General features: G+C 61.1%; 23 protein-coding genes. 10 read left to right on the forward strand and 13 right to left on the reverse strand.

The features are described 5' to 3' along the window. Positions 1 to 316 precede the first annotated feature (316 nt). Positions 317 to 1,315 (reverse strand): D-cysteine desulfhydrase, encoded by a 999-nt coding sequence (locus GTQ41_RS01340; protein ID WP_047290801.1) that lies wholly within the window; start codon positions 1,313 to 1,315, stop codon positions 317 to 319. 190 nt (positions 1,316 to 1,505) lie between these two features. On the opposite strand from GTQ41_RS01340, the gene epsC reads away from it, so the two are divergent. Further along, the gene (epsC, locus tag GTQ41_RS01345) at positions 1,506 to 2,432 is read left to right on the forward strand and encodes a serine O-acetyltransferase EpsC (RefSeq protein ID WP_041071188.1); all 927 of its coding nucleotides are present in this window, start codon (positions 1,506 to 1,508) and stop codon (positions 2,430 to 2,432) included. 424 nt (positions 2,433 to 2,856) lie between these two features. After that, positions 2,857 to 4,818: a choline transporter BetT gene (betT, locus tag GTQ41_RS01350; RefSeq protein ID WP_196302412.1), complete on the forward strand. Its 1,962-nt coding sequence runs from the start codon at positions 2,857 to 2,859 to the stop codon at positions 4,816 to 4,818. A gap of 24 nt (positions 4,819 to 4,842) precedes the next feature. On the opposite strand, the gene GTQ41_RS01355 is transcribed toward betT, so the two are convergent. Beyond that, a complete protein-coding gene (locus tag GTQ41_RS01355) occupies positions 4,843 to 5,103 on the reverse strand; it encodes a hypothetical protein (protein WP_025110994.1) in 261 nt (86 codons plus the stop codon). Positions 5,104 to 5,499: 396 nt separating this feature from the next. Here GTQ41_RS01355 and GTQ41_RS01360 point away from each other — a divergent pair, with 396 nt between their 5' ends. Continuing rightward, positions 5,500 to 5,682 carry a type II toxin-antitoxin system HicA family toxin gene (locus tag GTQ41_RS01360; RefSeq protein ID WP_027611194.1) on the forward strand — a complete coding sequence of 61 codons (183 nt, stop codon included), beginning with the start codon at positions 5,500 to 5,502 and terminating at the stop codon, positions 5,680 to 5,682. Positions 5,683 to 5,741: 59 nt separating this feature from the next. After that, positions 5,742 to 6,143 (forward strand): type II toxin-antitoxin system HicB family antitoxin, encoded by a 402-nt coding sequence (locus GTQ41_RS01365; RefSeq protein ID WP_047291023.1) that lies wholly within the window; start codon positions 5,742 to 5,744, stop codon positions 6,141 to 6,143. A 93-nt stretch (positions 6,144 to 6,236) separates the two neighbouring features. Here the strand turns inward: GTQ41_RS01365 and GTQ41_RS01370 are convergent, their stop codons facing one another. Beyond that, a complete protein-coding gene (locus GTQ41_RS01370; protein ID WP_047290803.1) occupies positions 6,237 to 7,274 on the reverse strand; it encodes a LacI family DNA-binding transcriptional regulator in 1,038 nt (345 codons plus the stop codon). A 205-nt stretch (positions 7,275 to 7,479) separates the two neighbouring features. Here GTQ41_RS01370 and GTQ41_RS01375 point away from each other — a divergent pair, with 205 nt between their 5' ends. The 3 genes from GTQ41_RS01375 (at position 7,480) to mgrA (ending at position 12,237) form a co-directional block, all read left to right on the forward strand. Then, positions 7,480 to 9,705 carry a TonB-dependent receptor gene (locus GTQ41_RS01375; RefSeq protein ID WP_047290804.1) on the forward strand — a complete coding sequence of 742 codons (2,226 nt, stop codon included), beginning with the start codon at positions 7,480 to 7,482 and terminating at the stop codon, positions 9,703 to 9,705. A gap of 1 nt (position 9,706) precedes the next feature. Then, the gene (locus GTQ41_RS01380) at positions 9,707 to 11,026 is read left to right on the forward strand and encodes an LLM class flavin-dependent oxidoreductase (protein ID WP_047290805.1); all 1,320 of its coding nucleotides are present in this window, start codon (positions 9,707 to 9,709) and stop codon (positions 11,024 to 11,026) included. A gap of 173 nt (positions 11,027 to 11,199) precedes the next feature. Beyond that, positions 11,200 to 12,237, forward strand: coding sequence for an L-glyceraldehyde 3-phosphate reductase (mgrA, locus tag GTQ41_RS01385; RefSeq protein WP_047290806.1), 1,038 nt, complete (start codon positions 11,200 to 11,202; stop codon positions 12,235 to 12,237). A gap of 160 nt (positions 12,238 to 12,397) precedes the next feature. Here mgrA and tauD read toward each other — a convergent pair whose 3' ends face one another. The 7 genes from tauD to GTQ41_RS01420 all read right to left on the reverse strand — a co-directional run bounded on the left by tauD (position 12,398) and on the right by GTQ41_RS01420 (position 20,741). Next, positions 12,398 to 13,240, reverse strand: a complete 843-nt coding sequence (gene tauD, locus GTQ41_RS01390) for a taurine dioxygenase (protein ID WP_047290807.1) — start codon at positions 13,238 to 13,240, stop codon at positions 12,398 to 12,400. Between the two features lie 137 nt (positions 13,241 to 13,377). After that, positions 13,378 to 14,211, reverse strand: coding sequence for a taurine ABC transporter permease TauC (tauC, locus tag GTQ41_RS01395; protein ID WP_047290808.1), 834 nt, complete (start codon positions 14,209 to 14,211; stop codon positions 13,378 to 13,380). Beyond that, positions 14,208 to 15,002, reverse strand: coding sequence for a taurine ABC transporter ATP-binding subunit (gene tauB / locus GTQ41_RS01400; protein WP_047290809.1), 795 nt, complete (start codon positions 15,000 to 15,002; stop codon positions 14,208 to 14,210). The genes tauC and tauB overlap by 4 nt, the downstream gene beginning before the upstream one ends. 16 nt (positions 15,003 to 15,018) lie before the next feature. After that, positions 15,019 to 15,996 carry a taurine ABC transporter substrate-binding protein gene (gene tauA / locus GTQ41_RS01405; protein ID WP_047290810.1) on the reverse strand — a complete coding sequence of 326 codons (978 nt, stop codon included), beginning with the start codon at positions 15,994 to 15,996 and terminating at the stop codon, positions 15,019 to 15,021. Between the two features lie 207 nt (positions 15,997 to 16,203). Continuing rightward, the gene (gene gshA, locus GTQ41_RS01410) at positions 16,204 to 17,787 is read right to left on the reverse strand and encodes a glutamate--cysteine ligase (RefSeq protein WP_047290811.1); all 1,584 of its coding nucleotides are present in this window, start codon (positions 17,785 to 17,787) and stop codon (positions 16,204 to 16,206) included. Positions 17,788 to 18,033: 246 nt separating this feature from the next. Next, on the reverse strand, positions 18,034 to 18,417 hold the full coding sequence (locus tag GTQ41_RS01415) for a PaaI family thioesterase (RefSeq protein ID WP_052912698.1): 384 nt from the start codon (positions 18,415 to 18,417) through the stop codon (positions 18,034 to 18,036). Continuing rightward, positions 18,417 to 20,741 carry a Tex family protein gene (locus GTQ41_RS01420; protein WP_047290812.1) on the reverse strand — a complete coding sequence of 775 codons (2,325 nt, stop codon included), beginning with the start codon at positions 20,739 to 20,741 and terminating at the stop codon, positions 18,417 to 18,419. Before GTQ41_RS01420 ends, GTQ41_RS01415 begins: the two co-directional genes overlap by 1 nt. A 358-nt stretch (positions 20,742 to 21,099) precedes the next feature. Here GTQ41_RS01420 and ompR point away from each other — a divergent pair, with 358 nt between their 5' ends. Together ompR and GTQ41_RS01430 are read left to right on the forward strand one after the other, a co-directional pair. After that, positions 21,100 to 21,840: a two-component system response regulator OmpR gene (ompR, locus tag GTQ41_RS01425; protein WP_003220637.1), complete on the forward strand. Its 741-nt coding sequence runs from the start codon at positions 21,100 to 21,102 to the stop codon at positions 21,838 to 21,840. Between the two features lie 114 nt (positions 21,841 to 21,954). Next, on the forward strand, positions 21,955 to 23,268 hold the full coding sequence (locus GTQ41_RS01430) for an ATP-binding protein (protein ID WP_027611205.1): 1,314 nt from the start codon (positions 21,955 to 21,957) through the stop codon (positions 23,266 to 23,268). 85 nt (positions 23,269 to 23,353) lie between these two features. Here GTQ41_RS01430 and rimK read toward each other — a convergent pair whose 3' ends face one another. Beyond that, the gene (rimK, locus tag GTQ41_RS01435) at positions 23,354 to 24,259 is read right to left on the reverse strand and encodes a 30S ribosomal protein S6--L-glutamate ligase (protein ID WP_007949201.1); all 906 of its coding nucleotides are present in this window, start codon (positions 24,257 to 24,259) and stop codon (positions 23,354 to 23,356) included. Further along, positions 24,256 to 24,675 carry an ATP-dependent zinc protease gene (locus GTQ41_RS01440; protein ID WP_230679352.1) on the reverse strand — a complete coding sequence of 140 codons (420 nt, stop codon included), beginning with the start codon at positions 24,673 to 24,675 and terminating at the stop codon, positions 24,256 to 24,258. Before GTQ41_RS01440 ends, rimK begins: the two co-directional genes overlap by 4 nt. 276 nt (positions 24,676 to 24,951) lie before the next feature. Here GTQ41_RS01440 and GTQ41_RS01445 point away from each other — a divergent pair, with 276 nt between their 5' ends. Further along, positions 24,952 to 25,356, forward strand: coding sequence for an RNA-binding S4 domain-containing protein (locus GTQ41_RS01445; protein ID WP_047290815.1), 405 nt, complete (start codon positions 24,952 to 24,954; stop codon positions 25,354 to 25,356). Between the two features lie 167 nt (positions 25,357 to 25,523). On the opposite strand, the gene GTQ41_RS01450 is transcribed toward GTQ41_RS01445, so the two are convergent. Further along, a complete protein-coding gene (locus GTQ41_RS01450) occupies positions 25,524 to 26,327 on the reverse strand; it encodes a phosphatase PAP2 family protein (protein ID WP_047290816.1) in 804 nt (267 codons plus the stop codon). Positions 26,328 to 26,329: the final 2 nt, after the last annotated feature.

Consider the following 26,329-nt stretch of genomic DNA (forward strand, 5'->3'; position numbering starts at 1 on the left):
TTCTTATGGAAGACGCTTAAGGAAAGTTGGCGAATCCGGGAGTTGAACGACTGCGTTATCGTGCCCTAAAGCAGCTTATGCGTCTTGCCCGAAATTCGCCTGCGGCGAGACTATAAGATGTCTGCTTTAGACTTGAAAATACTTAATGATCTTTCTGTTATTCCAATTTCGAATATACGTGATCGATTGTGGCGAGGGGATTTATCCCCGATGGGGCGCGAAGCGGCCCTCTCTTCTGACTTGAAGAGCAGGGGACTGCTGCGCAGTCCAACGGGGATAAATCCCCTCACCACAGAAATTCTTGCAGCAGGGAGGATCAGCTTGTCAGCGAATCCCTGTAGGCAAACAACGCCGGCGCCCCACCCGTGTGCAGGAAGATGATCGGCCCTTCATCAAAACGCTGGCGGCCAATCCCGTCGAGCAGACCAGCCATGGCCTTGCCGGTATACACCGGGTCGAGCAACACCGCGTCCTGACTGGCCAACAGCTTCACCGCCGCCAGTGTCCCGGCATTCGGCTCGCCGTAACGCGGACCGAAGTATTCGTCCCACAACTCGACCTTGAAGTTCACTGGCAATTTCACACCCAGCAGGTCCGCCGTACGTTCGGCCAGACCTTGCACTTTCGGGCGCTGATCTTCTTCGCTGCGCGAGACGGTCACGCCGATCACCGGCAATTGCGGCAGTGCTTCGCTCAACGCCAGCGCCAGACCGCTGTGGGTTCCGGCGCTGCCCGAGGCCAACACCACGGCGGAGAATTCCAGGCCGGTGTCCTTGATCTGCTCCGCCAGTTCGAAACCGGCACGTACGTAGCCCAATGCACCAAGGGCATTCGAGCCACCAATTGGCACCAGATACGGTTTCTTGCCATTGCTGCGCAGGCGCACAGCGAGTGCGGCGAGTTGTTCGTCGGCGTTGTCGAGGTTGTCCACCAGCTCGACCCTGGTGTCGAACAGATCCAGTAGCAGACGGTTGCCGTTGCCGGTGTAATTGCTGTCATCGGTGCCCAGCGGATTTTCCAGCAGCGCCACGCAACCCAGGCCAAGCTTGGCCGCCAATGCGGCGGTCTGGCGCACGTGGTTCGATTGCAGGGCACCGGCGGTGATCAGCGTGTCGGCGCCCTGAGCGAGGGCATCGGCGGCGAGGTATTCGAGTTTGCGCAGCTTGTTGCCGCCCATGGCCAGAGGCGTCAGGTCATCGCGTTTGATGTACACATCGCGGCCCAGCCAGGCGGACAGACGTTCAAGTTTTTCCAGCGGCGTGGGTTGGCCGAGCAGGTCGAGACGGTTAAAGCGATCCAGCTGTTGTTTGATCATGAGTCCGTACTGGCGGAGAAAGATGACAGGACTATAGGCACGCCGTTTTACCGGGGCAACCGTGAATCGCTTATAGCCAAATGTGCTTAGGCCAGCACTATCGGTTCTTAATTCGCCCTCACGGGCATGCCGTAAAGTAGTCGCCGTTGACGCGGCCAGACCGTCCGGCCGCCCGTGAGGAGTCTTTACCGTGAGCGAGCGTTCCAGCCATTGGCAATTGCAGACCATCGTCAGCCAACTGCGTACCGCGCGGGATCAGTGGCGTACTCAGAATGGCCGGGCCAGCGGCGAGCAGGGTGGTCGCGAGTTGCCGTCCCGCGCGGCGATGGCCGAGATTCTCGAGGCGCTGTGTGGTGCGTTGTTCCCGATGCGGCTGGGGCCAGTGGACCTGCGTGAGGAAAGCGAAGACTTCTATGTCGGCCACACCCTCGATACTGCGTTGAATGCCTTGCTGGCGCAGGCGCGGCTGGAATTGCGGTATGTCGCCCGGCACAGCGCGCAAGGCGATGCTGATGTCGAAGCGCAGGCGATTCGCATCATTCAGGACTTCGCCCTGGCCTTGCCGGGCCTCCGCAGCCTGCTCGATACCGACGTGCTGGCGGCCTATCACGGTGACCCGGCGGCGCGCAGCGTCGATGAGGTGCTGTTGTGCTATCCAGGGATTCTGGCGGTGATCCACCATCGTCTGGCGCACCATTTGTATCGCGCCGGGTTACCGTTGCTGGCGCGGATCAGCGCGGAAATTGCGCACTCGGCCACCGGCATCGATATCCACCCCGGCGCGCAGATCGGCCGCAGCTTCTTCATCGACCACGGTACCGGTGTGGTGATCGGCGAGACCGCGATCATCGGCGAGCGGGTGCGGATTTATCAGGCCGTGACTTTGGGCGCCAAGCGCTTCCCGGCCGATGAAGACGGGCAGTTGCAGAAGGGCCATCCACGGCATCCGATTGTCGAGGATGACGTGGTGATTTACGCCGGGGCGACGATTCTGGGGCGGATCACCATTGGCCAGGGTTCGACCATTGGCGGCAATGTCTGGCTGACCCGCAGTGTGCCGGCGGGGAGCAACCTGACCCAGGCCAATCTGCAGCATGATGACGGGACGCAGAAGTAAGATTTCCAGTTCGTTTGTGGCGAGGGAGCTTGCTCCCGCTGGAGGCCGCAGGACTCCCAATTGCGACTGACGCCGGATTGGGACTGCTGCGCAGTCCAGCGGGAGCAAGCTCCCTCGCCACAATTTTCGCATCGAATCAGGTTGATGGCATTCAGCCAATTCTCCATTGAACGAATCCCTTCAAACCCGCGTCATACCCCTCCTTGGGCTGCTGTACGAAAACTACCGCCTGGCCCTGCGATTAGTCCTTACCACCCTATCCATGTTTAACTTGAACGTTCATTCAAGTTAAACCGGTGGTTCGCTGCCCGCTCACAACAGGAGGCTTGCCTTTGCTGAGTCCGATCATTTCAGCCACGATTCAACCCCTCGAGGTGCACGTTTCATGAGTGCATCGTCCACCCCCGCCAGCGGTCTGGTACGCATGAATCCGCCGGTGTTCTACTTCGCCGCGACGGTCATTCTGCTGTTTGGTCTGGTTGTCATCGCCATGCCGGAGCAGGCTGGAGCCTGGTTGCTGGCTGCACAGAACTGGGCGGCCAATACGGTCGGCTGGTACTACATGCTCGCGATGACGCTGTATCTGGTCTTCGTGGTGGTCACCGCGTTATCGGGCTACGGCAAGATCAAACTCGGTGCCGACCACGACGAACCCGAGTTCAGTTACCTGTCCTGGGCCGGCATGCTGTTCGCCGCCGGGATCAGCATCACCCTGTTTTTCTTCTGCGTGTCCGAACCGCTGACGCACATGCTGCAACCACCACAAGGCGAGGCCGGCACCGCCGATGCAGCGCGCCAGGCGATGCAGATTCTGTTTCTGCACTGGGGCCTGCATGGCTGGGGCGTGTTCGCCTTTGTCGGCATGGCGCTGGCCTATTTCGCCTACCGGCATAACCTGCCGCTGGCCTTGCGTTCGGCGCTGTACCCGCTGATCGGCAAGCGCATCAACGGCCCCATCGGTTACGCGGTAGACGGCTTCGGCATTATCGCTACGGTGTTCGGCCTGGGTGCCGACATGGGTTTTGGTGTGCTGCACCTCAACTCGGGTCTGGACTACCTGTTCGGCATCGCCCACACCCAATGGATTCAGGTCGGCCTGATCACGCTGATGATGGGCGCGGCGATCATCGTCGCCGTCTCCGGTGTGGACAAGGGCGTGCGGGTGATGTCCGACATCAACATGTTGCTGGCCTGTGCGCTGCTGCTGTTCGTGCTGTTCGCCGGTCCCACCCAGCACCTGCTCAACACCCTGATCCAGAACCTCGGCGACTACCTCGGCGCGTTGCCGATGAAGAGTTTCGACCTCTACGCCTACGACAAACCAAGCGACTGGCTCGGCGGCTGGACCGTGTTCTACTGGGCCTGGTGGATCGCATGGTCGCCGTTCGTGGGCCTGTTCATCGCGCGGATTTCCCGTGGCCGCACCATCCGCGAATTCGTCTTCGGCGTGCTGCTGATTCCGCTCGGTTTCACCCTGGCGTGGATGTCGATCTTCGGCAACAGCGCTATCGATCAGGTGCTCAACCACGGTATGTCGGCGCTGGGCATGTCGGCCCTCGACAACCCGTCGATGAGTCTTTATCTGCTGCTGGAAACCTACCCGTGGAGCAAGACCGTCATCGCGGTGACGGTATTCATCAGCTTCGTGTTCTTCGTCACGTCTGCCGACTCCGGCACCGTTGTGCTCTCGACCCTGTCGGCCAAGGGCGGCAGCCCGGACGAAGACGGGCCGAAATGGCTGCGAGTGTTCTGGGGCGCGATGACCGCGTTGATCACCAGCGCGCTGCTGTTTTCCGGCAGCATCGATGCGCTGAAATCGGCGGTGGTGCTGACCTCGCTGCCGTTCTCGATGATTTTGCTGCTGATGATGTGGGGCCTGCACAAGGCGTTCTATCTGGAATCGCAGAAGCAGATCGCGCAACTGCATTCGCTGGCACCGGTCTCCGGTTCGCGGCGTGGCACGGGCGGCTGGCGCCAGCGTCTGAGTCAGGCGGTGCACTTCCCGTCGCGCGACGAGGTGTACCGCTTCATGGACACCACGGTGCGCCCGGCGATTGAGGAAGTGACGGCGGTCTTCGTCGAAAAGGGCTTGAACGTAGTCACCCAGCCGGATCCGGCGCACGACAACATCAGCCTGGAAATCGGCCACGGTGAGCAGCATCCGTTCATCTACCAAGTGCAGATGCGCGGCTACTTCACGCCGTCGTTTGCCCGGGGTGGCATGGGTTCCAAGCAACTCAACAACCGCCGCTACTACCGCGCTGAAGTGCACTTGAGCGAGGGCAGTCAGGACTACGATCTGGTCGGCTACACCAAGGAACAGATCATTAACGACATCCTCGACCAGTACGAACGCCACATGCAGTTCCTGCATCTGGTGCGTTGATCGGCAACTGAGCGCCGGGACGTTTCACGACTCGGCGCTCAGTACCATGAACAACACCATCGCCGCCATCGGCACCCCGAACACCGCACTGCCCACCGCGATCTCCGAACCCAGCGGCTGCCCGGCATGCACCACCCCCACCGCACCATTGATCACCGTCAATGCCAGCCACAGCGCGGCGAAGCTGTAGGCCAGAGTTTGTCGGCTGAAGCCGATGCGCTCGCCGATGTAGAGCATCAGGGCGAGCAGGACCAGGCCGAAGAAGATGATGATGGCGGTGTGCATGGGTGTGCCTGCGGGTTATGCGGTGCTTGATCGGACGCCTTCGCGGGCAAGCCCGCTCCCGAAGTGATCTCGGTCATTCACAGATTCTGTACACAACAAAGATCCTGTGGGAGCGGGCTTGCCCGCGAAAGGGCCACCTCGGTGTCATTGAGAGCATAGTCAAGTCAGCCCGCATCAATACAAGCCAACCATTCTCGATCAGACACATTTCGCGACGCATTCAAATATATCTGGACGGCAAGGCCCTTTCTCGCTGGCTCGCGCCTGCCGTTGGTCGAACCACTTACCGAGCGTTTGTTCACCCAGCTAATATTTCTCAGAGTGTGTATCGTGTGTATAAATCGGTTGCTTACGCCCTAAAGTGACCCGCTCTTGCTGTCGAACAGGGCGAAGGAAATGCGTAGTCGGGAAATGATCAGGATGATCGAGGAGGATGGTTGGTATCTGGTTGCAGTGAAGGGCAGTCACCATCAGTACAAGCATCCGCGCAAGCCGGGTCGGGTGACGATCAAGCATCCGGATTCAGACCTTCCCAAAGGGACGATCAACAGCATTTTGAAACAGGCGGGGTTGAAATGAAGCCCGTTATTGGAAGTGAAAGTCCTTTTATGGACACGTCAGACGAAGGATTCACGTTTATGAAATTCCCGGTCGTTTTGCACAAGGATGCCGACTCGGACTACGGAGTGATTGTCCCGGATGTACCGGGGTGCTTCTCCGCAGGGAGCACGGTAGCCGAAGCTTTTGAAAACACTCAGGAGGCTCTGGCCCTGCACTATGAGGGGCTGGTGGCTGATGGTGCACCGTTGCCTCGAGTTCGGGACATTGATGCACATCTCGACAACCCGGATTATGCGGGTGGAATCTGGGGTGTCGTCGACTTTGATATCACACCCTATTTCGGCAAGTCGGTACGCTTCAACGCCACGTTGCCCGAGCAACTGCTGGAGCGAATAGATCAAACAGTCCGGCGTGATCAGCGCTACAGTTCCCGCTCCGGATTTCTGGCCGCCGCTGCGTTACGCGAATTGTCGGCATAACCTGTAGGAGCTGCCGCAGGCTGCGATCTTTCGCTTTTAAAAGCCAGAATCAAAAGATCGCAGCCTGCGGCAGCTCCTACAGAGGTTGTTGATTCATGTACTTTCGCGCTCGATCAACTGGCACTGCAACAGATTCAGCCGCTGCACATCATCGCTCGACAGCACCCCAAGACTTTCCAATACCCGCGTTGCCGCCAGCACGCCGATCTCCAGTGCCGGTGGCTTGATCGTGCTCAGGCTCGGCAACAGCATCTCGGCGAACGGGTAATCGCCGAAGCCGAGCACGGCGCAGTCTTCGGGAATCTTAAGGCCTGCGCGTTGCCCGGCGAGCAGGCCGCCGGCGGCGAGGTTGTCGTTGGCGAAGATGATCGCGTCGGGGCGGGGAGCGGCGTTCATCAGCGCTTCCATCGCTTGCTTGCCGGCTTCGAACGGCGCGCGGTCGGCGTCGGGGGCGAATACCCAAGGCTCAAGGCCGAACTCGCGCACGGTGGCGGCATAACCGTCGCGACGTTCGAGGGCACTGAGGTCACCGAGTGCGCTGTTCTGCACGAAAGCGATGCGGCGATAGCCTCTGTCGAGCAGATAGCGGGCAGCGGTCACACCGACTTCATAGTGCGAAAAGCCAATCTGCATCGGTTCGCGGTCCGGCTGGTAATCCCAGGTTTCGATCACCGGAACATCCGCTTCGGCGATCATCTTTTCCGTGCCCGAACTGTGAAAGTGGCTGGTCAGCACCAGCGCCGCCGGCGACCAGCCGAGAAACGCGCGCACGGCGTTTTCTTCCTGTTCGGTACTGAAGTAACTCGACGCCAGCAGCAGCTGATAACCGTGGCGGCTGAGGGTGTCGCTGAAGCCCTGAATGGTGTTGGCAAAAATCGGTCCGGAGATATTCGGAATCACCATGCCGACGATTTTCCCCCGCGCCGAGGCCAGGCCGCCGGCCACCAGATTCGGCACGTAACCCAGCTTGGCGACCACCGCTGCAATTCGCTCGCGGCGTTCCGGCGAGACGGTTTCCGGCTGATTGAAATAGCGCGACACGGTAATCGCCGAGACGCCAGCCTCGCGCGCCACTGCATTCAGGGTCACGCGTCCGGCGCCACGGCGTTTGCGGGGCTTTTCCTGGCTCAAGGCTCGATCCTTCTTAAAAACCAAAACGCATATAAAAGTAATTTTTCAGTATTGGACGCTCTATGCCGAGCTTGCCAATACTTGCGATGTTAGCGCTAACAAGGCGCATTGTCTGCTACTCGCTCGAGCGAATGCCCAAGACACCGATTCAGGCGCTGTCGTCGCAGAACGGCAGCGGTTCAGGGCCAATTTCGAGCGGGCAACCATGCACAGCACTCCTGGGGCGACACACAAACTGGCGCAATCGATTCGCGCCGCTGGCTGGATTTTTACAGGGCTGGCGGCGTTGCCGCTGCCCACGGCTTTCGCCGCCGACAGCAGCGAACAAGAGCCGACCCTCAAGTCCGTCACGGTCACCGCCACTCGCCGTGAAGAGTCGCTGCAGAAGGTGCCGGTGGCAGTGTCGGTGATCGACGGCGAACAACTGGAACGCGATAACCGTAACGGCGTGGCAAGCATCGTCCAGCAAGTGCCGTCGCTGAATTTCCGCACTGGGGCGTCGAACAAGGACACCTCGTTGTTTGTGCGGGGCGTCGGCACGATTTCCACCTCCCCCGGCGTCGAGCCAACGGTGGCCACGGTGATCGATGGCGTGGTCTATGCGCGTCCCGGTCAATCGACGCTCGACCTGCTGGATCTGGAGCGCGTCGAAGTGCTGCGTGGCCCGCAAGGCACGCTGTTCGGCAAGAACGCCTCGGCCGGTGTGCTCAACATCACCAGCAAGGCGCCGACCAACGAGACCCACGGTTACATCGACCAGTCGTACTACAGCGGCAACGAAAGCCGCACCCGCTTCGGCATTGGCGGCAGCCTGATTCCGGATACGCTCAAGGGGTCGATCAGTACCCTGTTCGGCACGTACGACGGCAACGTCGATAACCAGCACAACGGCCAGGAGGTCAACGGCTACAACCATCGCGGGGTGCGCGGCAAACTCGAATTCACCCCGAACGACGACGTCACCTTCACCTTGATTGCCGACTACATGCAGTCCCACGACGACGGCCCCAACGGCGTGGTCAGCAAGTCGCTGACCCCGGCCTTCGCCAACGCGCTGGGCCCGGTCTACGCCAGCAGCCACAACCGCGACATCAACACCGATACCCGCAGCCATGTCGAGGACACCAACAAGGGCCTGTCCGGCCAGCTCGACTGGCAACTGGGCGATTACACACTGACCTCGATCACTGCGTGGCGCGGCTGGGACAACACCCAGTATCAGGACGGCGATCGGCTGAGCACGATCACTGCAGCGTTCCCCGGCACCGCCGACAAGGGCGATCTGGCCTTCGACCAGTACTCGCAAGAGCTGCGCCTGGCTTCGCCGAAAGGTCAGTTCCTCGAATACGTCGGCGGCCTGTTCTACATGCACGGCAAGGATGACGAGACCTACCAGCGCACCCTGACGACGCCGACCAGCGTCAACCGTGGCGTGGCTGACTACAGCACCACCAGCGACAGCTACGCGGCGTTTGGCGAAGCCACGCTGAACTTCACTTCCGACCTGCGTGGCATCGCCGGCCTGCGCTACACCCACGATGATCTGGAATACGCTCACCGCCGCGTCTCGACCTCGGCGACCACGGTCAGCGGCATCCAGCCGGCCACCCGCAGTTCCGGTTCGGTGGACGAGGACGGCTGGTCCGGCCGGCTCGGCGTGCAGTACGACCTCAGCGATGCGGTCACCACGTACCTGACCTATTCGCGCGGCTACAAAGGCCCGGCCTACAACGTGTTCTTCAACATGCAGCCGCGTGACACCGAAGCGCTGAAACCGGAAACCTCGAACACCTGGGAGGCGGGGATCAAGGCCACCAGCTGGAACAACCGGCTGACCACCAACCTCGCGGTGTTCCACAGCGACTACGACAACTATCAAGCGAACTTTTTCGACACGGTCGCCGGGCAAGTGGTGACGCGCCTGATCAACGCCGGCAGCGTCCGCACCGAAGGCGTCGAGCTCGATTACGCCTTGCAGGCGACCCAGCAACTGAAGTTCTCCGGGGCGCTGGCCTACACCCGCGCGCGCATCGACCAATTCAGTTGCCCGGCCGGTGCGGCGGCGTCCTGCAACGTCAATGGCAAGCCGTTGCCGTTCAGTCCCGACTGGAAAAGCTACGTGCGCGCCGACTACAGCATCCCGCTGGACAACGGCCTGGATATCGAACTCGGCACCGACTACAGCTGGCAGAGCGAAGTGCAGTACGACATCAGTCAGAACGCCGACACCAAACAAGGTGCCTACGGCCTCTGGAACGCCAGCGTCGCGCTCGCCGATTACAGCAACGGCTGGCGCGTGGCGCTGCTGGGCAAAAACCTCGCCGACAAGTCCTATTCACCCCTGCTCGCCAGCGGCGGCAACTACATCTATCGCGCCGTGCCACGGGATGACGAGCGCTACTTCGGCGTACAACTGCGCAAGGATTTCTGAGATGAGCAGACAACTGAAACTTGGCGCGTTTCTCATGGCCACCGGGCACCACGTCGCCGCGTGGCGTCACCCGCAGGTACCGGCCAATGCCGGGCTGGATTTCGCCCACTACAAGCGTCTGGCGCAGATTGCCGAGGCGGCGAAGTTCGACACGCTGTTCGTCGCCGACAGCGTCGCCGCGCCGACCCAGGACATCGCCAGCCGCATGGCACGCTCGGATCACTTCGAGCCGCTGACTTTGCTGTCGGCCCTGAGCGCGGTGACCGAGCACATCGGCCTGATCGCCACGGCGACCACCAGCTACAACGAGCCGTATCACGTGGGACGCAAATTCGCTTCGCTCGATCATCTGTCGGGCGGCCGCGCCGGGTGGAATCTGGTGACCTCGGACAACGCTGCCGAGGCACTGAACTTTGGTCGCGATGAGCACATCGGCCACGCCGAACGCTACAGCCGCGCCCGGGAGTTTCATCAGGTGGTCACCGGGCTGTGGGACAGTTGGGAGGATGATGCGTTTGTCCGCGATAAGGCCAGTGGCGCTTATTACGACCCGTCGAAGCTTCACGTGCTGGATCACGTCGGTGAGCACTTTCGGGTGAAAGGCCCGTTGAACGTCGCACGCTCGCCGCAGGGACAACCGGTAATCGTGCAGGCCGGCTCGTCCGAAACCGGGCGTGAGCTGGCGGCACAAACTGCTGAAGTGGTGTTCACAGCGCAGACGTCGCTGGCCGGTGCGCAGGCATTCTATGCCGACCTCAAGGGACGTCTGGCCAAGTACGGGCGCGGTGCCGACTCGCTGAAAATCATGCCCGGGGTGTTTGTCGTCGTCGGGCAGACAGAAACCGAAGCGCAGGAAAAATGTGAAACGTTTCAGCAATTGGTCGAGCCGGAGGTTGGCGTGGCGTTGCTTGGGCGTATGCTGGGCAACTTCGACTTGTCGAAGTACCCGCTGGACGGACCGTTGCCTGAGTTGCCGCTGACCGACAGCGGCCAGCAGAGCCGGCAGAAACTGCTGACTGAGCTGGCGGGCCGGGAGAACCTGACCCTCGCCGAATTGGGCCGCAGGATTGCTGGCGGACGCGGGCATTACAGCCTGGTGGGCACGCCGACGCAGATCGCCGATCACTTGCAGGCGTGGTTCGAACAAGGCGCGGCGGATGGCTTCAACGTGCTGGTGCCGCACCTGCCGGGCGGTCTCGAAGACTTCGCTAATGGCGTGGTCCCGGAACTGCAACGGCGTGGGCTGTTCAGAACCGAGTATGAGGGCCGAACCTTGCGCGAGCACCTCGGCCTGGCCCGACCGCAAAACAGATTTGTGTAAACACCCTGTGGTGAGGGGATTTATCCCCGATGGGTGGCGAAAGCCACCCCCAAATCTGTATTCAAATTCGCGATTTTTTTGGGACGGCTACGCCGTCCATCGGGGATAAATCCCCTCACCACAAAGTTGAAATTCACCCTCAATTTGCTGTTAATCAAACAAGAGAGGATTCGATGACTTACACCGCTGCCGAAAACCGCTACGACTCCATCCCTTACCGCCGCGTCGGCCGCAGCGGTCTGGTGCTGCCGGCGCTGTCGCTGGGCCTGTGGCACAACTTCGGCGACAGCACGCCGATCGACACCCAGCGTGCTCTACTGCGCACTGCGTTCGACCTGGGCATCAACCACTTCGACCTGGCCAACAACTACGGCCCGCCATACGGCAGCGCCGAGACCAATTTCGGTCGTCTGCTGCGCGAAGACTTCAAGCCGTACCGCGATGAGCTGATCATCTCCAGCAAGGCCGGTTGGGACATGTGGCCCGGCCCTTATGGTCAGGGCGGTGGCTCGCGCAAATACGTGCTGGCCAGCCTCGACCAGAGCCTGCAGCGCCTCGGTCTGGACTACGTGGATATTTTCTATTCGCACCGCTTCGACCCGGACACCCCTCTGGAAGAAACCGCCAGCGCCCTCGCCACCGCCGTGCAGCAGGGCAAGGCGTTGTACATCGGCATCTCGTCGTACTCCGGGGTGAAAACCCGCGAGATCGCCGCGCTGCTCAAGGAATGGAAGGTGCCGCTGCTGATTCATCAGCCGGCGTACAACCTGCTCAATCGCTGGGTGGAAAAGGACCTGCTCGACACCACCGAAGAACTCGGCACTGGTGTGATCGCGTTCACGCCGTTGGCCCAAGGTCTGCTGACCGACAAATACCTCAACGGCGTGCCGGCGGATGCGCGGGTCAATCGTCCGGGCGGTGGTTCGCTGCAGGCGTCGCACTTGTCCGAGGCCAACATTGCCCACGTGCGTGCGTTGAACGAGATTGCCAAGCGTCGTGGCCAGAGCCTGGCGCAGCTGGCATTGGCCTGGACCCTGCGTGATCCACGGGTAACTTCGGCGCTGATCGGTGCGAGCCGGCCGGAGCAGATCATCGAGAACGTCGGGGCGTTGAAGAATCTGAGCTTCAGTGCTGAGGAACTGGCGGAGATTGATCGCTTTGCCCAGGAGGGCGGGATCAATCTGTGGGAGAAGCCTTCGACCGCTGAATAAGTGACTGGCGCCGAATTATTCGGCGCCTGCTCTGACGCTTTCGCGGGCAAGCCCGCTCCCACAGAGTTCCAGTCGTACACAAAGTCTGTGAACGGTGCTGTACCTGTGGGAGCGGGCTTGCCCGCGAAGGGGCCAGTTCAGGCAATGAGGAAATCGGGCCTCATTTGAAGAACGGCACATCCCCCAGCACCGTCGCCCGCTGCATCACCCGTCGTGCCGGACGGTAATCATCCACCGCGTAATGCTGGGTCACGCGGTTATCCCAGAACGCGATGTCGTCCTGCTGCCAGCGCCAGCGAATGGTGAATTCAGGCCGCGTTGCGTGGGCGAACAGGAATTTCAGAATCGCCGCGCTTTCGGTGTCAGACAGTTCGTTGATCTTTGAGGTGAAGCCTTCGTTGACGAACAACGAACGGCGACCGCTTACCGGGTGCGTGCGGATCACCGGGTGTGACAACGGTGGGTTCTTGCGTCGTGCCTCTTCCCACTGTGCCAACGCCTCCGGCGTGTTGCCGTAGCGCTCCAGCGGAAACGAGCGGGTGAAATCGTGGGTCGCAGTCAGCCCTTCGAGCAGGGTTTTCATCGGCGCCGAAAGCGCTTCGTACGCGGCAATCCCGCTGGCCCACAACGTATCGCCACCGAACTCCGGCAGCAGCTTGGCGCTGAGCACCGCGCCCATCGCCGGCGTTGGCAGGAAGGTCACGTCGGTGTGCCAGATCGCGTTGTCGCGCACGTCGGTGACGGCGGTGTCGAGGATCAGCACTTCCGGCTGTTCCGGCACGTTCGGGTAGATCGGATGGATGTGCAGGTCGCCAAAGTACGCCGCGAAACGCGCCTGTTGCGCAGGCTCGATCGGCTGGTTGCGGAAGAACAGCACCTGATACGTGAGCAGCGCCTGCTCGATGGCATTGCGCTGTTCCAGGTTCAACGGCTGGCTGACGTCGACGCCGCTGATCTGCGCGCCGAGGGCCGAACTTAAGGGGGTGATGGTCAGGCTGCTCATGATGGTTCTCTTCAATTCCGGGTAACCGCGCCCCTGTAGGAGCTGCCGCAGGCTGCGATCTTTTGATTTGTTTTTTAAAAGCAGATCAAAAGATCGCAGCCTGCGGCAGCTCCTACACGGGAGGATTCACAAATGCTTTAGTGGGTTTGGCCGTGCCACGGCACCAGTTTGCGCTGCAGGGCGCGCAGGCCCATTTCCATGGCGAAGGCGATCAGGGCGATCACCAGAATCCCCAGCACCACCACATCGGTGACCAGAAATTGCGCAGCCGACTGCACCATGAACCCCAAACCGCTGGTGGCGGCGATCAGTTCGGCGGCGACCAGGGTCGACCAGCCAACGCCCAGACCAATTCGCACACCGGTGAGAATGTCCGGCAGGGCGCTGGGCAAAATCACATGGCGGATCAGTTGTGCGCGAGTGGCACCGAGCGACTGCGCAGCGCGCAATTTCGCCGGGTCAACGGTGCGCACGCCGGTCGCGGTGGCAATGGCAATCGGCGCGAAAATCGCCAGGTAGATCAGCAGCACTTTCGACAACTCGCCGATACCGCACCAGATCACGATCAGCGGCAGATACGCCAGCGGCGGAATCGGCCGGTAGAACTCGATCAACGGATCAAGCACACCACGGGCAATACGGTTGGCGCCGATGGCGATGCCCACCGGCACTGCGGTCAGAATCGCAAAACCCAGACCCAGACCGATGCGGCTCAGGCTCGCGCCCAGGTGCTGCCACAGGGTCGAATCCATGTAACCAGTGGTCGCCAGCAACCAGCCTTTTTGCAACACGGCGGACGGTGGTGGCAGAAACAGCGGCTCGATCAAACCGCTGGCGGTCACCGCCCACCAGATCACCAGCAAGGCGAACAGGGTCAGCAAGCTGATCCAGCGGGTGCTGAGGCTGCGCCGGACTGGAATCACTACCGACGGGGTTTTCACTGCGGGGGCGGAAACGTCGTAACTGCTCATGCGCGCTCCTGCCGTTGTACGGCGCTGCGTTGCGAGAACACTTTGCTCAGCACGTGCTCGCGGGTTTCGATAAAACGCGGGTCGGATTTGATCGCTCGCGCCGACTCACCGGCGGCGTAGCGCTGGCCGAAATCCAGAGGCAGACGCTCGACGATCTGCCCCGGATTCGGCGCCAGCAGAATCAGGTCAGTGGCGAGGAATACCGCTTCTTCGATGTCGTGGGTAATCAGGAACACCGGTTTTGCAGTGCGCTGCCAGACTTGCAGCAACAGCTCCTGCATCTGCTCGCGGGTGAAGGCGTCGAGGGCGCCGAAGGGCTCGTCCATCAGCAGCACGCGCGGGTCGGCCGCGAGGGCGCGGGCCAGGCCGACGCGCTGTTTCTGGCCGCCGGAGAGTTGCCAGATACGACGGCTTTCGAACCCTGAGAGATCAACCAGCGCGAGCATTTCCCGGGCGATCTTTTCGCGCTTGTCCTTGGCGACACCAGCCAGTTCCAGACCGAACGCGACGTTGGCCAACACATCCTGCCAGGGCAGCAGCGCGTCATCCTGAAACACCACACCACGTTCGGCGCTCGGGCCTTTGACCGGCACGCCGTCGAGGGTGATGCGCCCGGCGCTGGGTTCGACGAAGCCGGCAATCAGGTTCAACAGCGAGGTCTTGCCACTGCCGGACGGGCCGAGGGCGACCAGCAATTGCTGAGGCCCGAGGGTCAGGGAAATGTCCGCCAGCACCGGTTCCGGGCTGCCCGGGTACTGTGCGCTGATGCGCTCCAGCTGTAGCAAGGCCATCGCAGTGAACTCCCGATCAGTTGGTGATGTATTTGGCGCTGACGTACGGCGCGTAGTCCGGCAGCACGGCTTCGACCTTGCCTTGCTCCTTGAGGAACGCGGCGGTGTCGGTGATGGCTTGGGTGGTCGGCGCGCCGAGGCTGATCACTTGATCAGCTGCCAACGGGTAGACGTTGCCTTGCAGCAGCAATGGAATGTCGCTGGCCTTGGCGCCGGAGAGTTTCACCAGCTTGTCGACGTGGGACTGGTCGGCGAGCCAGGCTTTGGGATCCTTGCGGTAATCGGCGTAGGCGTCGAGGGTGACCTTGGCGAACGCGGTGACGATTTCCGGGTGCTTCTCGGCGAAGTCCTTGCGCACGATCCAGGCATCGAAGGTCGGCGCGCCGAACTTGGCCAGTTCGCCGGAAGTGATCAGCACTTTGCCGTTTTCCTTGGCCACACCGAGGGCCGGATCCCACACGTAAGTGGCGTCGATATCACCGCGTTTCCACGCGGCGATGATCGCTGGCGGGGCGAGGTTGAGCACGGTGACTTTCGACGGATCGATGTTCCAGTGCTTCAGCGCGGCGAGCAGGCTGTAGTGACCGGTGGACACGAACGGCACGGCGATTTTCTTGCCGACCAGATCCTGCGGGGTCTTGATCCCGGAACCGTCGCGAGCGACCAGTGCTTCAGCGGCGCCGATCTGGGTGGCGATGAGGAAAGTTTCCACCGGGACTTTGCGGGTGATCGCAGCGGTCAGCGGGCTGGAACCGAGATAGCCGATCTGCACATCACCGGAAGCAATGGCGGCGATGATGTCGGCGCCGTTGTCGAACTTGCGCCAGCTGATGTCGGCTTTGGTGGCTTTCTCGTAGGTGCCATCGGCCTGGGCGACTTTCGCCGGGTCGACGGTGGTCTGGTAAGCGACGGTGAGGTCGGCGGCCTGCGCCAGAAAGCTTGCAGCAGCCAGAGAGGCCACGGCCAGCAGGCGAAGCGGGAAATTCAGTTTCATGGGGAGTGCTCCAAATCAGGCGACCGACGATCGGCGTGAAAGGAGACTAAATGATCTAAGAAATTAAAAATAAATAACTTTTTAGACTTAGCTTATGAGCGGAAAAATCTAAATATCAAAAGATCGCAGCCTGCGGCAGCTCCTACATGGAATAGGCGTACACCCTGTAGGAGCTGCCGCAGGCTGCGATCTTTTCAAAGGCGGCGCTTAGTTGCTGATCGCCAGAATGCTCGCCTGATACGACCCGACAAACACATCGAAATCGCCCACCTCGTTCTGTTCAAGCTCCGCCTGTTGCGCCAGCGACGAACGCGCCAGTTCCTCGAACTTCGCCTGCTCATCCGCCGTCAACGGCTCGCGGCGGAAGAACTCGGCGTGGGCCTGGCTCTGACGCAGGGAGAATTGCGCAAAGCTTTCCTTGTGCTCGGCCATCGCGGCCAGCACCTGCGCCGACGGGGTCAGGGACGGGTCGCTGACTTTGGCCAGTTGCGCATCCAGCGCCTTGCTATGCGCGTCGCCGCCGTGGCTTTGATCAAGCAACGCCGCCAGCGGTGCGATTTTTTCCAGCAGCTCGGCTGCCCAGACCTTCAGCTCGACCGCTTCACCGTCACGCTGCAATTGCAGCCCCGGACGCCGGCCTTCCTTGACCACGCTGAGGAAGTTCGAAGTGGCATTGCCGCACGAAGTGTTGGTCAGCAGCGGACTGTCGTTCAGCGCGCAATACAGCAGGAACGCGTCGAGGAAGCGCGACTCGGTGACGTCGATGCCCATCGGCAGGAACGGGTTGATGTCCAGGCAACGCACTTCGACGTACTGAATGCCACGGGCCATCAGTGCCTGGATTGGCCGCTCGCCGGTGTAGGTCACGCGTTTCGGGCGGATGTTGGAGTAGTACTCGTTTTCGATCTGCAGGATGTTGGTGTTGAGCTGAACCCACTCTCCATCCTGGTGCGTGCCGACTTCCACATATGGCGGATACGGCGTGGCCACAGCCTTGCGCAGGCTGTCGGTGTAGCTCGCCAGATCGTTGTAGCACGGCGTCAGGCCAGCCTGGGCGTTGCTCTGGTAACCGAGGTCGCTCATGCGCAGGCTGGTGGCGTACGGCAGGTACAGCGTGTCCGGGTCCAGCTGCTCCAACTGGTGCGAACGGCCGCGCAGGAAGCCTGCGTCCAGCGCCGGCGAGGCACCGAACAGGTACATCAGCAACCAGCTGTAACGGCGGAAGTTACGGATCAGCGCGATGTAGGACGACGACTGGAAGTCGCGGTCGGTGCCGACAAAACCCTCGGCTTCGCGCAGCAGCGGCCAGAGCTTTTCCGGCAGGGAAAAGTTGTAGTGGATCCCGGCGATGCACTGCATGGTCTTGCCGTACCGCAGGGCCAGGCCCTTGCGGTAGACGTATTTGAGCTGACCGATGTTGGAGGTGCCGTAATAGGCGATCGGGATGTCTTCCTCGGCCGGCAACGGGCACGGCATCGACGGACTCCACAGGTACTCGTTGCCGAGCTTGCTGTAGGCAAAACGATGAATCTTGTCCAGGCTCGCCAGCGTATCGGCCGGGTCGGGCAGGGCAGGGGTGATGAATTCCAGCAGCGACTCGGAATAATCGGTGGTGATCTGTTCATTGGTCAGCGCGGAACCCAAGGCTTCCGGGTGCGGCGTTTGCGCCAGACGACCTTCACTGGTCACGCGCAGGCATTCACGTTCGATACCGTGGAGGCACTGTTCGAGCAGAGAGAGGTTGGCGCGCTCGCCGAGCAGAGCCAGGCGGCGGTTGAGAAGTTCGCTCAATTTGGATTCCTTCACGCGTCAGTCGCCCCAATATGGGGGTGGGCAGGACGGTCTACAAGGGTGAAGTTGAAACTGGCGTTTTCGCCTGGTTTTCTAGCCGGTCAGCCACACACATAAACTGTAGGAGCTGCCGCAGGCTGCGATCTTTTGATTTTGTTTTTCAATAGCAAGATCAAACGATCGCAGCCTGCGGCAGCTCCTACAGGATTCATTGCGCCGAAATTAACTCAAAATGATGAACAACATCTACAGGACAGCGAACGTGCCTTGCGCTTTTGCGACCAGTTTGTCGCCCTGCATCACGTCGGCCTCGACCACCAGCGTGCGACGGCCCGGGTGGATCACCCGCGCCGTGCACAGCACCTCGCCGTCGGATACGGCGCGGATGTAGTTGATCTTGCACTCGATGGTCGCGCTCTGCTGGTCGAAGCCGTGGGTGCTGGAACAGGCCAGCCCCATGGCGATATCCACCAGACTGAACAGTGCGCCACCGTGCAATTTGCCGCCGCGATTGCGCAGTTGCGGTTCCAGCACCAGGGCGACTTGCGCCACCCCGGTTTCCAGGCTGTGCAGGCGGCAGCCCAACAGCTGGAAAAACGCGCTCTCGACGAGCCCGGCCGGAATCTCCATCAGCGTTTCTTCAACTGCTTGGCGTTAGCGAACAGCGAAGCCATGGCGTTGTTCACCGGAGCGGCTGTGGCCGTTTCCTTGCGCGGCGCGTTGTTCGACGACTGGCGCGGTGCCGAGCCTGGACGCGAACCGCGGGCACCGTCGATCTTCTCGCCCGGGGTATCACTCATGCGCATCGACAGGCCGACGCGTTTGCGCGGGATGTCGACTTCCATGACCTTCACTTTCACCACGTCACCGGCCTTCACCGCTTCGCGTGGGTCCTTGATGAACTTCTCCGACAGCGCCGAGATGTGCACCAGACCGTCCTGATGCACGCCGATGTCGACGAACGCGCCAAACGCGGTCACGTTGGTCACGACGCCTTCGAGGATCATCCCCAGTTGCAGGTCTTTGAGGTCTTCGACGCCTTCCTGGAACTCGGCAGTCTTGAACTCCGGACGCGGGTCGCGGCCGGGTTTTTCCAGTTCTTGCAGGATGTCGGTGACGGTGGGCAGACCGAAGGTTTCGTCGGTGAATTTCTTCGGATCCAGACGCTTGAGGAATGCGGCGTCGCCAATCAGCGAGCGAATGTCACGGTCGGTTTCAGCGGCAATGCGTTGCACCAGCGGATAGGCTTCCGGGTGAACAGCCGAGGAATCGAGCGGGTTGTCGCCGTTCATCACGCGCAGGAAGCCTGCGGCCTGTTCGAAGGTTTTCTCGCCCAGACGCGCAACTTTCTTCAGCGCCGCACGGGTCTTGAAGGCGCCGTGCTCGTCACGGTGAGCGACGATGTTTTGCGCCAGGGTCGCGTTGAGGCCGGAGATCCGCGCCAGCAAGGCCACCGAGGCGGTGTTCACATCGACACCGACGGCGTTCACGCAGTCCTCGACCACCGCATCCAGACCGCGCGCCAGCTTCAGCTGCGACACGTCGTGCTGGTACTGGCCGACACCGATGGATTTCGGATCGATCTTCACCAGCTCGGCCAGTGGATCCTGCAAGCGACGGGCAATCGACACCGCACCTCGGATCGACACGTCCAGGTCCGGGAATTCCTTGGCCGCCAGCTCGGATGCCGAGTACACCGAGGCGCCGGCCTCGGAGACCATGACCTTGGTCATCTTCATCGCCGGGTATTTTTTGATCAGCTCGATCGCCAGTTTGTCGGTTTCGCGGCTGGCGGTGCCGTTGCCGATGGCAATCAGGTCAACCGAGTGCTTGGCGCACAGGGCGGCCAGGATCGCGATGGTCTGATCCCACTTGTTGTGCGGCACATGCGGATAAACCGTGGCGTGATCGAGCAGCTTGCCGGTGGAGTCGACAACCGCGACCTTGCAGCCGGTACGCAGGCCCGGGTCAAGGCCCAGGGTCGCACGCGGGCCGGCCGGCGCGGCCAGCAGCAGGTCATGCAGGTTGTGGGCGAAGACGTTGATCGCCTCGGTTTCGGCACTGTCGCGCAGTTCGCCGAGCAGGTCGGTTTCCAGGTGCGTGTAAAGCTTGACCTTCCAGGTCCAGCGCACCACTTCACCGAGCCATTTGTCGGCCGGGCGGTTCTGATTCTGGATGCCGAATTGCTGGCCGATCATGCCTTCGCACGGGTGCATGGTGCCCGGCAGCTCTTCGCCGACTTTCAGCGCGGAGCTGAGGATGCCTTCGTTGCGGCCACGGAAAATCGCGAGTGCGCGGTGCGACGGCATGCTTTTCAGCGGCTCGTCGTGTTCGAAGTAGTCGCGGAACTTGGCGCCTTCTTCTTCCTTGCCAGCGATCACGCGCGCGCTGATGGTCGCTTCCTGCTTGAGGAAGTTACGCAGCTTCTCCAGCAGACTGGCGTCTTCGGCGAAGCGCTCCATCAGGATGTACTTGGCGCCTTCCAGCGCAGCTTTCACGTCGGCTACGCCTTTCTCGGCGTCGACGAAGCGTGCGGCTTCGGCTTCCGGCGACAGATTCGGGTCGTTGAACAGGCCGTCGGCCAGCTCGCCGAGGCCGGCTTCCAGGGCAATCTGGCCCTTGGTGCGGCGCTTCTGCTTGTACGGCAGGTACAAGTCTTCGAGGCGGGTCTTGGTGTCGGCGAGTTTGATGTCGCGCTCGAGGGCGGGGGTGAGTTTGCCCTGCTCCTGAATGCTGGCGAGGATGCTGATGCGCCGTTCGTCGAGTTCTCGCAGGTAACGCAGACGCTCTTCCAGATGACGCAACTGGGTGTCATCGAGGCTGCCGGTGACTTCTTTCCGGTAACGGGCGATGAAGGGAACGGTAGAGCCTTCATCGAGTAGCGCGACGGCCGCTTCGACCTGTTGCGGGCGTACGCCGAGTTCCTCGGCGATGCGGCTGTTGATGCTGTCCATAAAACCACCTGACATAGTGTGAAAGCAGGCTCGCAGGCACGGAAATAAAGGCCCGGAGTCTGGTTGAGCGGCTAGAAAATTGCCGCTGCCTGGGTCAAAAGGCTCCCCATTGACCCGTGAAATCGAACAATTACTGCGGCCACCGCGAAAAAAGCCCGGCCACCTGCGGTAACGATTCAGACGTTGCCTGGCACAAAACGCCGCGCATTATAACCAGCGTTCTGTCATTCGGGGGTGTAGCAGTCTGTAGGCATAAACCCCGGTTTTCTGGCAGTGAAGGAAAAATCTGCTAACAATGCACACGGTGCGTATAACGGCAGCTACGCCATAATGCGCGCCGAGCTAAAAGGAGCATCCAATGAGCAGCACTGCAAACAATGCTGAAGGCGAAAAAATTCTTATTGTTGACGACGATCCGGGGCTGAGCAGCCTGCTGGAACGCTTTTTCGTCAGCAAGGGCTACCGCGCCCGTGCCGTACCGAACACCGAGCAAATGGACCGCCTGCTGTCGCGTGAAGTGTTCAACCTGGTGGTCCTCGACCTGATGCTGCCGGGCGAAGACGGCCTGACTGCGTGCCGTCGCCTGCGGGCCGCGAACAATCAGATTCCGATCATCATGCTCACCGCCAAGGGCGATGAGATGAGCCGCATCAAGGGCCTGGAACTGGGCGCCGATGACTATTTGGCCAAGCCGTTCAACCCGGACGAGCTGATGGCTCGGGTCAAGGCTGTTCTGCGTCGTCAGGCCGCACCGGTGCCAGGTGCACCGGGCAGTGAAGACGAAAATGTCACCTTCGGTGATTACGTGCTGTCGCTGGCGACCCGCGAACTGAAACGTGGCGAAGAAGTGCACATGCTCACCACCGGTGAGTTTGCGGTGCTCAAGGCGCTGGTGATGAACGCGCGTCAGCCGCTGACCCGCGACAAACTGATGAACCTGGCCCGTGGTCGCGAGTGGGATGCCCTGGAGCGTTCCATCGATGTGCAGATCTCCCGTCTGCGCCGGATGATCGAGCCGGATCCGTCGAAACCGCGCTACATCCAGACGGTCTGGGGCGTGGGCTACGTGTTCGTGCCGGATGGCGCCGCCACCAAGTGATCGGCGATTTGTAGGAGCGGGTCTGCGCAGATCGGGTTGATCGACCCTCTGCGCAGACTCGCAATCCGCAATATGCGAGCATGGCTCGCTCCTGCAAGTGTGTAACGGTTATCGATGAAAACCCCCGTCTGGTTCCCCCAAAGTTTTTTCTCCCGCACCCTTTGGCTGGTGCTCATCGTCGTGCTGTTTTCCAAGGCGCTGACCCTGGTTTATCTGTTGATGAACGAGGACGTGCTGGTGGATCGCCAATACAGCCACGGCGTCGCCCTGACGCTGCGTGCCTATTGGGCGGCCGATGAAGAAAACCGCGCGAAGATCGCCGATGCCGCGACGCTGATCCGGGTGGTCGGCGCCGGTGTGCCGGAGGGCGAACAGCACTGGCCGTACAGTGAAATTTATCAGCGGCAGATGCAGGCGGAGCTGGGCGCCGATACCGAAGTGCGCTTGCGCATGCACTCGCCGCCGGCGCTGTGGGTGCGTGCACCGAGCCTGGGCGATGGCTGGCTGAAAGTGCCGCTGTACCCGCATCCATTGCGCGGCCAGAAAATCTGGAACGTGCTTGGCTGGTTCCTCGCCATCGGCTTGCTGTCCACCGCCTCGGCGTGGATTTTCGTCAGCCAGCTCAACCAGCCTTTGAAGCGTCTGGTGTACGCCGCCCGACAACTGGGTCAGGGCCGCAGCGTACGTCTGCCGATCAGCGACACACCGAGCGAGATGACCGAGGTGTACCGCGCCTTCAACCAGATGGCCGAAGACGTCGAACAGGCCGGTCGCGAGCGCGAGCTGATGCTGGCGGGGGTCTCCCATGATTTGCGCACGCCGCTGACCCGTTTGCGGCTGTCGCTGGAGCTGATGGGCGACCGCAATGACCTGACCGACGACATGGTCCGCGACATCGAAGACATGGACGCGATTCTCGACCAGTTCCTCGCGTTCATTCGTGACGGTCGTGACGAGTCGGTGGAAGAAGTGGACCTGAGCGATCTGGTGCGTGAGGTGGCCGCACCCTATAACCAGAGCGAAGAGAAAGTGCGCCTGCGACTGGAACCGATCCAGCCGTTTCCACTGCGCCGGGTGTCGATGAAACGCCTGCTGAACAACCTGATCGGCAACGCCCTGAACCATGCCGGCAGTGGCGTCGAGGTCGCAGCTTATGTGTCTGGCGATACCAGCGCGCCGTACGTGGTGTTGAGCGTGATGGACCGTGGCGCGGGGATTGATCCGTCAGAGCTTGAGGCGATCTTCAACCCGTTCACCCGTGGCGACCGTGCCCGGGGTGGCAAAGGTACCGGGTTGGGGTTGGCGATTGTGAAGCGGATTGCTTCGATGCATGGCGGCAATGTCGAGTTGCGCAACCGTTCCGGTGGCGGGCTGGAAGCGCGGGTAAGGTTGCCGTTGGGGTTGATGTTGCCGCGGGATGCTGTTTAACCGTTGAAAAAGATCGCTGCCTTCGGCAGCGCCTGCAGGTACGGATTCCCATGCAGGAGCTGCCGAAAGCGGCGATCGTTTGCTTTTAACCCTTGCCCTTGGTGCGGGTCATGTTCGGCCCGCCATTCTTCTCAAGGTGTTCGATGATGATCCCCGCCACGTTCTTGCCGGTGGTGGTCTCGATGCCTTCCAGGCCCGGCGACGAGTTCACTTCCATCACCAGCGGCCCGTGGTTCGAGCGCAAAATATCCACGCCCGCCACTGCCAGGCCCATGACCTTGGCCGCACGCAACGCAGTCATGCGTTCCTCCGGGGTGATCTTGATCAGGCTGGCGCTGCCGCCACGGTGCAGGTTGGAGCGGAACTCGCCCGGTTTGGCCTGACGTTTCATGGCTGCGATCACCTTGTCGCCGACCACGAAGCAGCGGATATCCGCACCGCCGGCTTCCTTGATGTATTCCTGAACCATGATGTTCTGCTTCAGGCCCATGAACGCCTCGATCACCGATTCGGCTGCGGTTGCGGTTTCGCACAGCACCACACCGATGCCTTGAGTGCCTTCCAGCACCTTGATCACCAGCGGCGCGCCGTTGACCATGTCGATCAGGTCGGGAATGTCGTCCGGCGAGTGAGCGAAGCCGGTGACTGGCAGGCCGATGCCGCGACGCGACAGCAGTTGCAGCGAACGCAATTTGTCCCGCGAACGGGCAATGGCCACCGACTCGTTGAGCGGAAACACCCCCATCATTTCGAACTGGCGCAACACCGCGCAGCCATAAAACGTCACCGATGCACCGATTCGCGGAATCACCGCGTCGAAGCCTTCCAGCGGTTTGCCGCGGTAGTGGATTTGCGGCTTGTGGCTGGCAATGTTCATGTAGGCGCGCAAGGTGTCGATCACGACCATTTCATGCCCGCGCTCGGTGCCGGCTTCGACCAGGCGACGGGTGGAATACAGACGCGGATTCCGCGACAGCACAGCGATCTTCATGCAACACCTGTGGAGGAGGTAGATACCGGGAACACCGGCTTGTCTTGTACATATTTGATGCCCGGATTGACCACCAGCTGGCCGTCGATCAAGGCTTTGGACCCGAGCAACAGGCGATAGCGCATGGACTTGCGGCAGGCGAGGGTAAACTCGACCTGCCAGACCCGATCACCGAGGGCCAGGGTGGTGCTGATCACATAGCGCACCTGGGCCTGGCCGTTGGAGCTTTTGATGGTTTTGCGCGTCACCAGCGGTGCTTCGCAACGCCGATGACGCAACTGCACCACCGTGCCCAAGTGCGCAGTGAAACGCACCCACTTCTCGCCATCGCGTTCGAACGGTTCAATGTCGGTGGCGTGCAGGCTGGAGGTGCTGGCGCCGGTGTCGATTTTCGCCCGCAGGCCCGCGACTCCCAGATCCGGGAGCGCCACCCACTCGCGCAGACCGACAACGGTCAAATGGTCAAATGTCTTCAAAAAAATGCTCAACCGTGGCAACCACTCAGCCCGCAAGGGCCGGATTCGCGGTATTCACGCAGAATAAGGGTTAAAAGGCGACAGATTTCTACGGCCCGGATCGCCGACGCCTCAAGCGGGTGTCGGCTGGTGCGCATTGTAATCCGCGGCGGCGTCATTCATGGCACGACAGAAACGGTAGTACAGTTCATCAATATTTCAGAATGAGGAAATTCCATGGCACAAAAAAGCGAAGAGGACGACAAGGTCCGGCTCGACAAGTGGTTGTGGGCGGCGCGCTTTTATAAAACCCGGGCGCTGGCCAAAGCGGCCATCGAAAGTGGCAAGGTGCACTGCCGAGGGGAGCGCTGCAAGCCTGGCAAAGAGCCACGCATTGGCGATGAATTCGAGATTCGTACCGGTTTTGAAGAGCGCACGGTGAGGGTCGACGCCTTGTCGATCGTGCGTCGCGGCGCACCCGAGGCGCAGACGCTGTATTCCGAGACCGAGGCGAGTATTGCCAAGCGTGAAGCGGCAGCGGCGATGCGTAAGGCCGGGGCGCTGGGCGTGAGCACTGATGGCAAACCGAGCAAGAAGCAACGGCGGGATCTATTCAAGTTTCGTGGCAGCAGCCACGAGTAGTGTGCGACGAACACATTTGTGGCGAGGGAGCTTGCTCCCGCTGGCGGCCGAAGGACGCCCTGTACAGGCGAGCACGTATTTCAAAATACAACTGCATCGACGGGTAAAGCGACTGCTACGCAGCCGAGCGGGAGCAAGCTCCCTCGCCACAGGTCTTCACACAACTGTCAGTTCGCGGCAGACACCACACTCATCCGCGAAACCACCGGCAGCTTGCCCAGCAGATTGAAAACCGGCGCAGTCACCTTCAGCCAGAAGTTGGCGGCGTGATAAGCGAATGGTGTGTAGTAACCCCAGCCCAACGCCCACACCGCCAGCAGCATGCCGCCGATGTAATCGTCCTGGCCCCAGTGCGCGCCGGCCACCAGACGCGGCAGCATGAACAGCAGTGCCAGGCCCCAGACGGTCAGGAACTGACCAACAGTACGGCTGAACACGCCCATGAACAGTGCCCAGATCAGCAACACCGAAGCGTGGTCACCGGGGAAGCTCTGGCTCGAGCGATCCTTCAGCTCCCAGGCTTTTTCCAGGTGCGGGAAGTAATCACTCAGGTGCACCGCGCCTTCCAGCACCATCGACGGGCTGCTGTGCTGCCAGTCCATGTAGTCGGCAAATTTGGAAAACAGCGCGCGAATCACCACCATCAACAGCAGGATCGAGAAAAATCCGAAGAAGGCGCGACGCACATCAATCGCCTTGAACACCCAGTCGCCCTTGATCAGCAGCGTCAGCAGGATCAGTCCGACGATGATGTCGAACGGGCGCAGACTTGCAATTGCCCAGATGTGGAGCCATATGGGGTTGCTGGCCAGTGGTGCATTGAGTGAGCGGAACAGCCACTCGTCGAAAATCACACACAGCATTTGGCCCGTAGGCCATAACCAGAAAGCCAGTAGCGCCAAGGGCACTACGTTACACAGAACCAGCCGGCCGAGGTTCCACCTTGATTGGAACAAACCCGGATTGTTCATAA

This window comes from Pseudomonas sp. AN-B15, from assembly GCF_019056475.1.
Lineage (GTDB): Bacteria > Pseudomonadota > Gammaproteobacteria > Pseudomonadales > Pseudomonadaceae > Aquipseudomonas > Aquipseudomonas parakoreensis.

Coding starts and splice junctions, on each gene's coding strand:
- GTQ41_RS01415 (WP_052912698.1), bottom strand. CDS start 18,417: ATGGAGATTCCGGCCGGGCTCGTCGAGAGCGCGTTTTTCCAGCTGTTG.
- mgrA (WP_047290806.1), top strand. CDS start 11,200: ATGACTTACACCGCTGCCGAAAACCGCTACGACTCCATCCCTTACCGC.
- GTQ41_RS01375 (WP_047290804.1), top strand. CDS start 7,480: ATGCACAGCACTCCTGGGGCGACACACAAACTGGCGCAATCGATTCGC.
- GTQ41_RS01445 (WP_047290815.1), top strand. CDS start 24,952: ATGGCACAAAAAAGCGAAGAGGACGACAAGGTCCGGCTCGACAAGTGG.
- tauD (WP_047290807.1), bottom strand. CDS start 13,240: ATGAGCAGCCTGACCATCACCCCCTTAAGTTCGGCCCTCGGCGCGCAG.
- tauB (WP_047290809.1), bottom strand. CDS start 15,002: ATGGCCTTGCTACAGCTGGAGCGCATCAGCGCACAGTACCCGGGCAGC.
- GTQ41_RS01355 (WP_025110994.1), bottom strand. CDS start 5,103: ATGCACACCGCCATCATCATCTTCTTCGGCCTGGTCCTGCTCGCCCTG.
- tauA (WP_047290810.1), bottom strand. CDS start 15,996: ATGAAACTGAATTTCCCGCTTCGCCTGCTGGCCGTGGCCTCTCTGGCT.
- GTQ41_RS01430 (WP_027611205.1), top strand. CDS start 21,955: ATGAAAACCCCCGTCTGGTTCCCCCAAAGTTTTTTCTCCCGCACCCTT.
- GTQ41_RS01340 (WP_047290801.1), bottom strand. CDS start 1,315: ATGATCAAACAACAGCTGGATCGCTTTAACCGTCTCGACCTGCTCGGC.
- betT (WP_196302412.1), top strand. CDS start 2,857: ATGAATCCGCCGGTGTTCTACTTCGCCGCGACGGTCATTCTGCTGTTT.
- GTQ41_RS01380 (WP_047290805.1), top strand. CDS start 9,707: ATGAGCAGACAACTGAAACTTGGCGCGTTTCTCATGGCCACCGGGCAC.
- GTQ41_RS01450 (WP_047290816.1), bottom strand. CDS start 26,327: ATGAACAATCCGGGTTTGTTCCAATCAAGGTGGAACCTCGGCCGGCTG.
- rimK (WP_007949201.1), bottom strand. CDS start 24,259: ATGAAGATCGCTGTGCTGTCGCGGAATCCGCGTCTGTATTCCACCCGT.
- tauC (WP_047290808.1), bottom strand. CDS start 14,211: ATGAGCAGTTACGACGTTTCCGCCCCCGCAGTGAAAACCCCGTCGGTA.
- GTQ41_RS01420 (WP_047290812.1), bottom strand. CDS start 20,741: ATGGACAGCATCAACAGCCGCATCGCCGAGGAACTCGGCGTACGCCCG.
- GTQ41_RS01360 (WP_027611194.1), top strand. CDS start 5,500: ATGCGTAGTCGGGAAATGATCAGGATGATCGAGGAGGATGGTTGGTAT.
- GTQ41_RS01365 (WP_047291023.1), top strand. CDS start 5,742: ATGAAATTCCCGGTCGTTTTGCACAAGGATGCCGACTCGGACTACGGA.
- ompR (WP_003220637.1), top strand. CDS start 21,100: ATGAGCAGCACTGCAAACAATGCTGAAGGCGAAAAAATTCTTATTGTT.